The sequence below is a fragment of the Vreelandella neptunia genome, assembly GCF_034479615.1.
GTDB lineage: Bacteria > Pseudomonadota > Gammaproteobacteria > Pseudomonadales > Halomonadaceae > Vreelandella > Vreelandella neptunia.
In genome coordinates, this window is sequence record NZ_CP140255.1 from 2,754,407 (window position 1) to 2,766,671 (window position 12,265).

10 protein-coding genes are annotated in these 12,265 nt (G+C 56.4%); 5 read left to right on the plus strand and 5 right to left on the minus strand.

Annotation, left to right across the window (positions count from 1 at the left end):
* Nucleotides 1-31 precede the first annotated feature (31 nt).
* Both SR894_RS12815 and SR894_RS12820 read left to right on the plus strand, forming a co-directional pair.
* The gene (locus tag SR894_RS12815; RefSeq protein WP_133732770.1) at nucleotides 32-1,099 is read left to right on the plus strand and encodes an efflux RND transporter periplasmic adaptor subunit; all 1,068 of its coding nucleotides are present in this window, start codon (nucleotides 32-34) and stop codon (nucleotides 1,097-1,099) included.
* A 16-nt stretch (nucleotides 1,100-1,115) separates the two neighbouring features.
* Nucleotides 1,116-4,259: an efflux RND transporter permease subunit gene (locus SR894_RS12820; RefSeq protein WP_223288771.1), complete on the plus strand. Its 3,144-nt coding sequence runs from the start codon at nucleotides 1,116-1,118 to the stop codon at nucleotides 4,257-4,259.
* Between the two features lie 12 nt (nucleotides 4,260-4,271).
* Here the strand turns inward: SR894_RS12820 and trpC are convergent, their stop codons facing one another.
* The 3 genes from trpC to SR894_RS12835 are packed head-to-tail and all read right to left on the minus strand — an operon-like array spanning nucleotide 4,272 to nucleotide 6,806.
* Complete coding sequence (trpC, locus tag SR894_RS12825) at nucleotides 4,272-5,075, minus strand: indole-3-glycerol phosphate synthase TrpC (protein WP_133732772.1); 804 nt, start codon at nucleotides 5,073-5,075, stop codon at nucleotides 4,272-4,274.
* 38 nt (nucleotides 5,076-5,113) lie between these two features.
* Nucleotides 5,114-6,133, minus strand: coding sequence for an anthranilate phosphoribosyltransferase (gene trpD, locus SR894_RS12830; RefSeq protein ID WP_133732773.1), 1,020 nt, complete (start codon nucleotides 6,131-6,133; stop codon nucleotides 5,114-5,116).
* 37 nt (nucleotides 6,134-6,170) lie between these two features.
* Nucleotides 6,171-6,806 (minus strand): anthranilate synthase component II, encoded by a 636-nt coding sequence (locus tag SR894_RS12835; protein ID WP_133732774.1) that lies wholly within the window; start codon nucleotides 6,804-6,806, stop codon nucleotides 6,171-6,173.
* 386 nt (nucleotides 6,807-7,192) lie between these two features.
* Between SR894_RS12835 and SR894_RS12840 the strand changes: the two genes are divergently transcribed.
* Complete coding sequence (locus tag SR894_RS12840) at nucleotides 7,193-8,113, plus strand: metal ABC transporter substrate-binding protein (RefSeq protein WP_133732775.1); 921 nt, start codon at nucleotides 7,193-7,195, stop codon at nucleotides 8,111-8,113.
* Nucleotides 8,114-8,127: 14 nt separating this feature from the next.
* Here SR894_RS12840 and SR894_RS12845 read toward each other — a convergent pair whose 3' ends face one another.
* Nucleotides 8,128-8,871: a phosphoglycolate phosphatase gene (locus tag SR894_RS12845; RefSeq protein WP_133732822.1), complete on the minus strand. Its 744-nt coding sequence runs from the start codon at nucleotides 8,869-8,871 to the stop codon at nucleotides 8,128-8,130.
* A gap of 103 nt (nucleotides 8,872-8,974) precedes the next feature.
* Between SR894_RS12845 and SR894_RS12850 the strand changes: the two genes are divergently transcribed.
* Complete coding sequence (locus SR894_RS12850) at nucleotides 8,975-10,273, plus strand: NAD(P)/FAD-dependent oxidoreductase (RefSeq protein ID WP_133732776.1); 1,299 nt, start codon at nucleotides 8,975-8,977, stop codon at nucleotides 10,271-10,273.
* 14 nt (nucleotides 10,274-10,287) lie between these two features.
* Here the strand turns inward: SR894_RS12850 and rpe are convergent, their stop codons facing one another.
* A complete protein-coding gene (gene rpe / locus SR894_RS12855; RefSeq protein ID WP_133732777.1) occupies nucleotides 10,288-10,980 on the minus strand; it encodes a ribulose-phosphate 3-epimerase in 693 nt (230 codons plus the stop codon).
* 252 nt (nucleotides 10,981-11,232) lie between these two features.
* Between rpe and cysP the strand changes: the two genes are divergently transcribed.
* On the plus strand, nucleotides 11,233-12,243 hold the full coding sequence (gene cysP / locus SR894_RS12860) for a thiosulfate ABC transporter substrate-binding protein CysP (RefSeq protein ID WP_133732778.1): 1,011 nt from the start codon (nucleotides 11,233-11,235) through the stop codon (nucleotides 12,241-12,243).
* Nucleotides 12,244-12,265 lie beyond the last annotated feature (22 nt).

The window sequence follows — 12,265 nt, forward strand, 5'->3', positions numbered from 1 at the left end:
CTGTTCTTTAATTGTTTTTTCAGGAGCTGCCTTGTTATCTCTACTTTCCTCTCTGACTCGTCTAGGCGCAGGCGCTGTTTTAACCCTGAGCCTAGCGGCCATGGCGGTCGCTCAGGAAAACCGTGTTGAGACGCAGGTAGTGGCGGACTCTCCGCGGATAGAGGTGTTGCCATTGACCGGCACCGTCAGCGCCCCACGCACCTCGCTGCTATCAAGCGCTGAAGCGGGTCAGGTCAGCGAGCTAACGGTTGAGATGGGCGACACAGTCACTCAAGGCCAGCCGCTTTTATCGCTTGATACCCGCGATATTAGCCTGGAAAGCCAGCGCGCCAGCGCGGATCTAGCTCAGGCCGAAGCCGAACGTGACGAAGCGCAGCGCTTAGTGAGCGAAGCCAATCAGCTCTCGGCGCAAAACTTTGCCGCCAGTGAACGACGCCAGCGTGAAAGCGCTTTAGCAGCGGCCCAGGCCACCCTTGAAGCGCGTCGAGCCGACTACAGCTTGGCCCAGCTGCAGCTTGAGCGTCACCAGATACGTGCCCCCTTTGACGGCATGGTCACCCACCGTGAGAGCAATATCGGTGAGTGGGTAAACCCCGGTGATACCCTGCTCACCTTGGTCGATTTAGCTTCCCTTCGCTTGGATTTCTCGGTGCCGCTCTCTGCCTACCAACGCTTTGAGGGCTCCCAGTTAGAGGTGCGCTTAGAAGGCAGCGATCAATGGCACCCGGCGCGCACCCTCGCGCGTATTCCCCTCGATGCCAGTTCAAGGCAGTTTCTGCTGCGTGCAGCGCCGGAAACACCACTTGAAATGCTACCGGGTATGGCAGTAGAAGGCCGTTTGCAGCTTAACGGCGAAAGCGGGCCCAGCGTGCCGAGGGATGCCCTCATTCGCCGTCCGGATGGCAGCGTCAGCGTTTGGTTAGCCCGCCAGAGCCAGAGCGATGATACTTGGCAGGCGTTCGAACAGCGGGTTGAGATCGGCAGCAGCTACCAGGGAGAGGTCGCCGTGAATGAGGGCCTATCAGCGGGAGACCGCGTTATCGTCGTCGGTAATGAGCGGCTTGAAGAGGGACAAGAAGTGTCCCTGAGCGACGACTAAGGAGCGATACCCGCATATGTTTGCCGCCATTATTCGTCACGGCATCTTGGTGAGCGTTATTACGCTGATCCTGCTGATTCTGGGGGTAGCTGCGATTTGGCGCATCCCTGTACAGATGATTCCCGACCTGGAAACCCGCGTGGTGGGTATTGAGACCCAGTGGCCGGGTGCCACGCCGCAGGATATTGAAAAGGATATCTTGATCGAACAAGAGGAGTTCCTGCGTAATGTGCCCAACCTGCAGCGCATGGAGTCCACCGCCAGCAGCGGCAGCGCCGAAATCGAGCTGGAGTTCCCGTTTGGCGTCGATCTCACCGAAACCTTGATTCGGGTTAACAACGCGCTAAGCCAGGTGCCCTCCTACCCCAACAATGTCGACCAGCCGCGCATCGTCGCCAACTCCTTTTCCGCCAACGCCTTTATGTACTTTAACGTTGGCCCCCGTGGGGGTAACCCCCGCCAGCTCGATATGCCGGCCATGCGCGACTACCTGGAAGATAATGTCCGCCCGCGCCTTGAGAGCGTTGCGGGCGTATCGGAAGTCACGGTTTCCGGTGGTGCAGAGCGGCAAATGCAGCTACTGATCGACCCCGAAGCGTTGGTCGCCCGTGAACTGAGTATCGCTGACATTCAGGACGCCCTTCAGGCTCGCAACCAGGATGTCTCCGGCGGCAACCTCGAGAGCGGCAAACGCCGCTACCTGCTGCGTACTGTAGGCCGTTTTGAGGATGTGGAGAGCCTTGAAGCGCTGATTCTCATCCGCGACGGAGACGCGGTCACCCGGCTAAGCGATGTGGCTGAAGTACGCCAATCCTACGCCGAACTCACTTCTCGCGCTTACAGCTCGGACGGTCAGCCGGTACTAAGCGTGCAGGTGCGCCGGGAACCGGGCGCCAATGTGATTGATATCAAGCGCGCCATGCTCGATGAAGTCGCGGCGCTAAATGAAGGTCTGCTAGCCGAGCAGGGCATGCGCATGACGCTCTCTAGCGACGACGTGCGCTACGTGGAGTCGTCGATTGCCAATGTCTGGGTCAACCTGGGCCTGGGCGCGCTGTTTGCAACCCTGGTGATGTATGCCTTCCTGCGCTCTGCCCGCGCTACCCTGGCCGGTGTCATCGGCATCCCTATCTGCACCATCGCCGCCTTTTTAGGCCTGCTGCTGGCAGGGCGCACGCTCAACGTCATTTCGCTGGCGGGTGTCGCTTTCGCCATTGGCATGACGATAGACAACACCATCGTCGTGCTGGAGAGCATTGAGACCCAGCGCCGCCGTGGCCTGGCGCGCTTTGAAGCGGCTCTTGAGGGCGTCAAGCAAGTATGGCCTGCGGTGCTGGCCTCAACGCTGACCACTATTTTAGTCTTTGTGCCGATCTTCTTTATTCAGCAGGAAGCCGGGCAGCTCTACTCCGATATTGCGGTGGCCATCTCGACGTCGATTATTGTCTCCATGGTGGTCGCCATTACCGTTATTCCCACCCTGGGCGCGCATATCGATTTTCGCGGTAAGGAGAGCGCTTCAACGTCATCGCCGCGCTGGGTACGCGGCTGCCTTTGGGTGGTTGATGGCATGATTCGCACGGCTTCCCGGCGCTTTCTCGCTATCGTGCTGGGCATCATAGGGGGAATCGGCATTTTTGTCTGGCTGACGCCCCCGGCGGAGTACCTGCCCGAAGGCGAAGAGGCCAAAACCTTTGCTAGCATGAACGCCCCGGCGAGTTACAACCTGGCCACCATGGATGCCATTGCGCAAACGCTGCAGCAAGAACTGGAACCCCATGTAGGCGATGATCCAGAGGACTTCGAGCGCGGCGATACCGACATCCCGCCGATTCGCACCATGGGCATTCAAGCCGAAGCGCAGAGCCTGCGGATCATTGCGGAAACCATCGACCCCACCCATATTGAAGCCTTGATGGACGCCCTCACCCGGCGCTTTGAAAGGTACCCGGACATGCGCGCCTTTGCTGCCCGTGGTTCGATTATCTCCAGTAACGACGGCGGAACGCGCAGTATCACTTTGGATATTGCCGGCAACGATCTAAACGAACTCTACACCACCGCCAATGCGATTTATCAACGCGCCGAGACAGTGTTCGACAACCCACGCATTCAGTCACGGCCCTCCGCTCTGGATCTTGGCCAGCCGCTGATTGAGGTATACCCCGATTGGGAGCGCGCCGCTGAAGTCGGCCTGGATACCGACGCCCTGGGCACTACCGTCGCGGTGCTCACCAACGGCGCCTACCTGGATGACTTCTATCTCGACGACGAGAAAATCGACCTTTACGGCTATGGCCCCGAGGCAGGCGATATCGACCTTGATGCCCTTGCCACCCTGCCCATCTATACCCCTTCTGGGGTGAGCGTTCCGCTCAACACCCTCGCCGATATTCGCGAGACGGTGGGAACGGCTACGCTGCGGCGGGTAGACGGGCGCCGCAGCGTGACGCTGGACGTTATTCCACCCCGCAGCGTGGCGCTGGAAGCCGGTATCGAGCAGATGCAGGATGAGGTTATCGACCCACTGCGCGATGAGGGCGTCATACCCGCCAACATTAACGTCAGCGTGACCGGCGCGGGGGATCAGTTGGACGCCACCCGCCAGGCGCTAACCGGTAATGCATTAATTGCGTTGGCGATTGTGTATCTGCTGCTGGTAGCGATCTTTGCCCACTGGGGTTACCCGCTGCTGATTCTCGCCACTATTCCGTTAGGCGCCGCAGGGGGGATTGTAGGGCTGTGGCTGATGAATACTGTCGGCGCTCAGCTGCCGAAAATTGGCTTAAATGCCATCAGCCAGCCGTTCGATATGATCACCATGTTGGGCTTTCTGATTCTGATGGGGACGGTGGTCAACAATCCGATACTGGTGGTTCATCAGGCGAGGGAGAATCTACGCACGGCGAGTATGGGGGTTCGGGAGGCCGTTCAGCATGCGGTAGAGAGTCGCTTACGGCCTATCGCCATGACGACTCTTACCACCCTGTGTGGCCTTTCACCGCTGGTGTTTCTACCCGGGGAAGGCACCGAGCTTTACCGCGGCGTCGGTGCCATTGTGCTATTCGGGCTGCTCGGCACGGCAATTGTCACCGTCACCTTCTTGCCAGCCCTTACCGTTGCCGTGCTCAGTAGGAGAACCCAACGGTCGGCGAACTAAAAACGGGTGGCGTTAGAAAAACAGCCTTTTCAGCGCCAATCCCGGATCACTTTCGCGCATAAAGGCTTCGCCGACCAGAAAGCCGTTAACGTTATGATCGCGCATTAGCTCAACGTCATCGCGGGTATGAATACCCGATTCGGTAATCACCGTGACGCCCTCAGGAATGCGCGGCAGTAGATCCAAAGTGGTATTCAGGCTGGTTTCGAAGGTATGCAGATTACGGTTGTTGATGCCGACCAGCTTTAGATCCAGCGCCAGGGCACGCTCAAGCTCGTTGGCGTCGTGCACCTCGATCAGCACATCCATCCCCAACTGGTTGGCCTGATGGTGCAGATCGCGCAGCTGTGCGTCATCCAGGGCAGCAACGATCAGCAGAATGCAGTCCGATCCAATCGCCCGGGCTTCACATACCTGGTAGCCGTGGGTGATAAAGTCTTTGCGAATCACCGGCAGCGTGCAGACATCCCGAGCGGCAATGAGATAGTCTTCGTGGCCTTGGAAAAAATCGGCGTCGGTAAGCACGGAGAGACAGGCAGCGCCGCCCTGGGCGTAGCTTTTGGCGATATCCGAGGGGTGAAACTCTTCACGAATAACACCCTTTGAGGGCGAGGCTTTTTTCACTTCGGCGATAATCGCCGGATCACCTGTTGCAATGCGCGTATTAAGCGCCTCAATAAAGCCACGTGGGGCGCTCTGCTGCTCCCCGAGGGCCAGCAGATCCGTCTCTGAAACGGCCTGACGGCGCTCAGCCACTTCTTGGTCTTTGCGAGCAAGAATGCGCGTTAAAATAGTCGGCGTTGCCTGTTGAGTCATGGTGGTCTCTTTTTTTAAAGCTTATCTTGTTTAAGCACCTACTGCTTAAAAACGCTGGTGAAGTGCGAAAGCTCTTTGAGTTTTTCGAGCGGCAGCTGAGAGGCCTGCGCGTCCTGAGCTACCATCACCCCCTCTTTTAAGGTATCCGCAACCCCCGAACAGTAGAGCGCGGCCCCAGCGTTTAGTGCGACCATATCGGCAGCGGCACCCTCACCGGAAAGCGCGGCCTTGACCAATCGCAGGCTGTCTTCGGCACTGGCGGCTTTCAGCGTTGCCAGGCTCTGGCGCTCAATGCCCAGTTCTTCAGGCGTAATGGTGTACTGGGTAATCTCACCCTCTTTTAGCTCAGCGACCAGGGTGGGGCTAGCCAGGGAGATTTCATCCAGGCCGTCCTCTGAGTGGACGACCATCACGTGGCGGCTGCCCAGGGTTTTCAGCACTTCCGCCATTAATGGCACTAATTCTGGGGCGTAAACACCCAGCACCTGGTTCGGTGCGCCAGCAGGGTTGGTCAGCGGGCCCAAAATATTAAACAGCGTGCGCACGCCCATTTCCCGGCGCGGGCCAATGGCATAGCGCATGGCCGGGTGGTGGTTGGGTGCAAACATAAAGCCTACGCCCACCTGCTCAATACAGCGCGCTACCTGATCAGGCTTGAGATCCAGGTAGATACCCGCCACATCGAACAGATCCGCACTGCCCGACGACGACGAAACGCTGCGATTACCGTGTTTGGCTACATGGGCTCCGGCGGCCGCGGCGACAAAACTGGCGGCGGTGGAAACGTTAAACAGGTTGGCACCATCGCCACCGGTGCCGACAATATCCACAACGTTTTCAGCACTCAGCTCAACGCGCTTCATCAACTCACGCATTACCTGGGCAGCGGCGCTAATTTCCGCGGCGCTTTCGCCTTTCATGGCGAGGCCTACCAGCAGGCCGCCAATTTGCGCATCGCTTGCATCGCCGGTCATGATCTGACGCATTAAAGCGTGCATGGCATCGAAAGTGAGGTCTTCGCGGCGCATCACCGCATTAATCGCATCTCGCATTTGCATGAGCAGAGGGGCCCCTAAAAGCGTGTGAAACCGGCCATTAGCCGCGTTTTAAAAAGTTGGCCAACAGCTCGTGGCCTTGGCGGGTAAGAATTGACTCGGGGTGAAACTGCACCCCTTCTATATCCAGTTCGCGGTGACGAAACCCCATAACTAAACCGGGGGTTACATCGTCATCGCCTGTCCAGGCAGTCACTTGCAAACAGTCGGGCAGGCTCGCTTTATCGACCACCAGGGAGTGATAGCGGGTAACCTCAACCGGGTTATCCAGCCCTTCAAACACGCCTTGGTTAGCGTGAAGCACGGCTGAGGTTTTGCCGTGCATCACCTGCGGCGCGCGCACGACCTTGCCACCATACACCTGACCAATCGCCTGATGCCCCAGGCAGACGCCTAAGATAGGCAGCCTGCCTGCAAAGTGTTTAATCGCGGCCATGGAGATCCCAGCCTCGTTGGGCGTGCAGGGCCCTGGCGATACCACCAGGTGCGACGGCTCCAGCTCTTCGATTTGCTCAATGGTGATATCATCATTGAGGTGAGTGATCACCTGCGCACCCAGCTCACCCAGGTACTGGACAATGTTGAACGTGAAGCTGTCGTAATTATCTATCATCACCACTTTCGGCGCTGCCTGTTGCTGTGATGGCTGTTTGTGCACCGACTGAGCTTGCGCCATTGCCCCATTTGCTCCATTGCGTCATTTCGACCACAGATTAGATCTGTTAATGGAGTGATGATAACGCAACCGAGCACTTCCTTGCAGGGGTTAAGTGTCAACCTGCCCCCCTTTCGACTACCAGCACTCCGGGCAATAGATCACAGCTTTGGATGACCAAGTCGATGCGGAAAAGAAGAAACCATTCGGACGGTCATAAGGAACGCTATGTTTAGGAGTGAAATACAGGCTCTTTTCAGCATAGTGGCCCTTTCTACTTGAGAGTATTCTGCCTTGAGCAATACTTGTTTCGGCCTGCCGCTGTATCGGAACTGGCAACCAGCCACCGCAGTCTTTATTATCTGCCGTCTTTTTAGATAGCCTTTTTAACCAGTTAGGAGCGTGGGATGTCAAAGTGGGTTACCTGGGTATGTGCGCTCTTATTCGTCGCGCTGATAAGCTATGCGCCAGCGTATGCCAATACAACACTGCGCGTTATTGCTTCCTTTTCAGTCATGGAGGAGCTGGTCAAACGGGTGGCGGGCGACACAGTCAGCGTTAATGTCATTGTACCGCGGGGGGAAGATGTTCACCGCTGGGAGTTAACGCCACCCAATGTGCTGGCGTTAGAAGAGACCCATATCGTGTTTTATAACGGGCTTGGGCTAGAGCCCTGGATACGTCATGTTGAAGCGATGTCTGACGATCAGCTAACACTAGTGGAAGTGGCTAGAGAGGCCGACTATACACCGCTGATCATTTCGACCGGGCAGCATAAAGGGGCGCTAGACCCACACATGTGGATGGATCCAGAGGGTGCCGCGGCCTACATTGATGTCATTGCCGAGACCTTGGCAGCTCACCTACCCGACCAGGCCGAAGCGTTTTATAGCCGTGCTGAAGAGGCACGCAAGGCGCTGAATAATCTTAGCCTAGCGGTGAAAGAGCGCCTGGAAGGAATTCCACAAACGAACCGCACCTTGGTGACCAGCGAAGCAGGCTTTGGCTATTTCGCCCGCGCTTACGCATTTGAAGCGCATGGCGTCTGGGGGGTTAACCATGAGACCCAGGGCAGCGCCCAGGCAATGGCTAAAATGAGCGAATATCTTGCTAATAATCGTCCACGCCCACCGGCGCTGTTTTTTGAAAGTACCACGCCCAGTATTCATATGGATGCCCTGTCTCGGGAAGCCTCACTACCTCTGGCTGGCCCACTGTATGTCGACTCGCTGAGCGGTGAAAGTGGCCCCGCGGCTAACTACGCGGACATGCTGCACCATAACGCTGAAGTGATGCATACCGCGCTAGGGGGGGCCACGGCTGAGTAAGCGACCGGCCAAGCCTAGCCCACCACCTTTGTCGCCCAAGGTGCGTTCAACAGCAGCTCAGTTAAAGAACTGAGCACTAGATCGGGGTGACTGTTCTCTATTGGCTCCCCATGGTTGTAACCATAGGGCAGCGCCAGGGTAGTAAAGCCCGCCGCCTTACCGGCAGCCATATCGTGACGTGAATCGCCGACCATCACACACTCAGCTGGCGGTATTTGGCAATGGTGCGCAGCGTGAAGCAGCGGCAATGGATGGGGCTTCTTTTCGGCCAGCGAATCACCGCCAATCCATAGCGTAAAATAGTCAAGCAGCTCGAAGTGCTTTAACAGCGGCTCAATAAAACTCTCGGGCTTGTTGGTGATCAGCACCAGTGTCAGACCTTGTTGATGCAGCGCCTCTAGGGCTTGCTTTACGCCAGGGTAGAGTGTTGTCAGGGTATTGGGTGCAGCGCCGTAGTGCACCATAAACACATCATAGGCGCGCTGTTGCAGGCTAGGTTCTGGCGGGGCTTGCAACGCCCAGGTCAGAGCTCGTTCTACTAATACCGGCGCGCCGTTGCCTACCCAATCCCGTACCTCTGCTTCGCTCGGTTCAGGCAACCCCAGCTCGTCTAACGTGCGCGCCACTGCGACGGCAAGGTCGGGCACTGAATCAATCAGCGTGCCATCCAAGTCGAACGCAATCAGCCGTTTACCCTGTAGTATTGTGTGTAACTCTGAATAGTTTATGGGATGCACTTTCAATGCTCTCTGCCTCATTTCCATTAGAAAACCATCTTACCTGCTTAAAGCAAACTTTCGCATTAGTCAGCAGCGTAAGAACCTTCTATGCTGGGGCTAATTTAGTTAAGGAGGTAGTGATATGCCCACTCCCAGAATCGTGATTGTCGGCGCTGGCGCTGGCGGTTTAGCCCTTGCCACACGATTAGGCCGTACCTTGGGTAAGCGCAAACGCGCAGAAATTGTGCTGCTGGATCGCAATACCACTCACGTGTGGAAGCCGCTGCTCCACGAACTGGCCACCGGCGTGCTGAACTCCAGCATGGACGAGGTGGATCTTCGTGGACACTCATCGGCCCACTTCTACCGCTATCAGCGTGGCTCGCTCACCGGCGTAGATCGTGAGCAGCAGACGCTGCAATTAGCACCGATTCATGATGAAGATGGGCAAGAGGTGCTACCCGCCCGCGAGCTTGCCTACGACTATCTGGTCATGGCAATAGGCAGCGTTTCCAACGATTTCGGCACGCCCGGCGTAGCGGAGCACTGCCACTTCATTGATTCGCCCGAGCAGGCCAAGGCGTTCCAGCGCGATATGATCAACACCTTTCTGCGCTATACCGACCCCAATCTACGTCAGCATACTCAGTTGACCATTGGCATCGTCGGCGGTGGTGCGACAGGAGTAGAGCTGGCGGCGGAATTGTTTGACGCTTCGCGCATGCTCAATGCCTATGGAGTGACGGCATTAGATAACCAGCAAATCAGTGTCCATCTATTAGAGGCGGCACCCCGCTTGCTGCCGGGGCTCTCCGAGCGGGTTAGTCAAACGGTTAAAACAGAGCTTGAGAGCATGGGGGTGACTGTCCACACTGATACCGCCGTTAAAGAAGCTCAGGCGTATCAGTTGCTCACCGGTGACGATGAGGTGATTAAAACCGATATCAACGTGTGGGCAGCGGGTATCAAAGCGCCGCCGTTTTTGGCGGAGCTAGGCCTGACAACGAATAAGAAAAACCAAATTGAAGTAAAAAGCACCCTACAAAGCGTCGATGATGAGAAGATTTTTGCCCTAGGCGACTGCGCCAGTTGCCCAATGGGAGAAGATAGCACCGTTCCGCCGCGCGCCCAGGCTGCACACCAGCAGGCTAAGCTGCTCGCCAAAAACCTGGTCAATAAACTGGAAGGCAAACCGCTAGCCGACTTCCGCTACCGCGATCACGGCTCACTGGTATCGCTGGCCCGCTACGATGCGGTAGGTAATTTGATGCGCAGCTCCGCCTCCCGCGGCCTGTTTTTAGAGGGCTGGCTGGCTCGCCAAGCCTATGCATCGCTCTACCGTATGCACCAGCTCTCTATTCATGGGGCGCCGAAGACGGGGCTAGCGTGGCTGGTCGATAAGCTTAATCGTTACTTAAAGCCGCGCATGAAATTGCACTAAACGACCCTTGTATATTACTTGGCCAGCGCCGCACGCAGCTGTTTGATTACCGTGTCATAGCCGTGCGGGTCGCTGGCTTCGTGGGCGCTGAAAATGGCGGAACCTGCCACAAAGGTATCAGCGCCCGCTGCGGCGATCTCGGCGATGTTATCCACTTTCACACCACCGTCGATTTCCAAGCGAATAGGCCGTCCTGACGCATCAATACGCGCCCGCGCTTCACGCAGCTTGTCCAGCGTACCGGGAATAAAGGATTGCCCACCAAAACCTGGATTGACGCTCATCAGCAGCACCATATCGACTTTATCCATCACATAGTCGAGATAGGAGAGCGGTGTAGCCGGATTAAACACCAGGCCGGCTTTACAGCCGCCGTCACGAATTAGCTGCAGCGAGCGGTCGACATGCTCAGACGCTTCCGGATGAAAGGTAATATAGCTGGCGCCCGCCTCGATAAAATCGCTGATCATGCGATCCACCGGTTTCACCATCAGATGCACATCAATAGGCGCAGTCACCCCGTGTTTACGCAGCGCTTTGCACACCATGGGGCCAATGGTCAGGTTGGGCACATAGTGATTATCCATGACGTCGAAGTGCACCACATCCGCGCCTGCAGACAGCACGTTATCCACCTCCTCACCCAGCCTGGCAAAGTCAGCCGATAAAATAGAGGGGGCAATCAAGAAATCCTGCGCAGCGGTCATATTCCATTCCTGCTTATCAATCAGTAGACGAAGGGTAGTCACTCGATATACCTGCGAGTGTGCAGGCAAGAGAGCAAAGCCAGGCCGCTATCTTAGCAGAGCCGCTTAGCAGAACCACGTATCAGCTCTTTGCATGGCATCACACATATATTCTTAAATAGAATATAAAACATGATTGTAATTCCACATTGATAGATTTAATCTTGCCAATATTGCGACACTAAGCGCCTACTGTTTTTAAGGAGTTTCTCTATGGCACTGCCAACAATTTTCCGCCGCAGCCTGATTGCCATTGCGTTAGGCGTTACGGTAAGTGGAACCGCCGCCGCCCAAGAGCGGGAGCTACTTAACTCCTCTTACGATATCGCTCGCGAGCTGTTTGCTGCGATCAATCCCGAGTTTCAAGCCTGGTGGCAGGAAGAGCACGGTGAAGAGATTGCCATTAGTCAGTCTCACGGCGGCTCTTCCGCACAAGCCCGCGCCATCCTTCAGGGTCTACGTGCCGATGTGGTGACCTTTAACCAGGTCACCGACGTACAGGTACTCGCCGATGCAGGGCTGGTAGCCGAAGATTGGCAGGATGCGTTTGAGAACAATGCCTCCCCCTACTACTCCACCACTGCCTTCTTGGTACGCAAAGGCAACCCCAAAGGCATCGAAAGCTGGGACGATCTAGTCCAAGAAGATGTAGAAGTGGTCTTCCCCAACCCGAAAACCTCGGGTAATGGCAGATACACCTATCTAGCTGCCTGGGGCTTTGCCGAGAACGAGTTCGATGGCGATGAAGAGCAAATCGAAGAGTTCATGCGCACTTTCCTCGCCAATGTGGCGGTGTTCGATACCGGCGGTCGTGGTGCAACCACCAGCTTTATCGAACGTGAAATTGGCGATGTGCTGATCAGTTTCGAGTCTGAAGTCAACAACATTCGCAAGGAATACGGCAGCGACGACTACGAAGTCATCGTGCCGCCCGTTAGCATCCTGGCCGAGTTCCCTGTTGCAGTGGTCGGCGAAAACGCTGAGCGAAATGGTAACAGCGACTTGGCCCAAAGCTATCTTGAGTACCTCTACACGGAAGAGACTCAGCGCCTGCTCGCGGGCTTTAACTACCGGGTGCATAACGAAACGGTGGTAGAGGAGTTCGCTGATCAGTTCCCAGAGACCGAACTGCTCGAAGTAGACGACGTATTCGGTAGCTGGGATGAGGCAATGGAGACCCACTTCGAAGGTGGCGCCCTTCTCGACCAGCTACAGCGCCGCTAATATTCATTTATGAGCCAGCCTG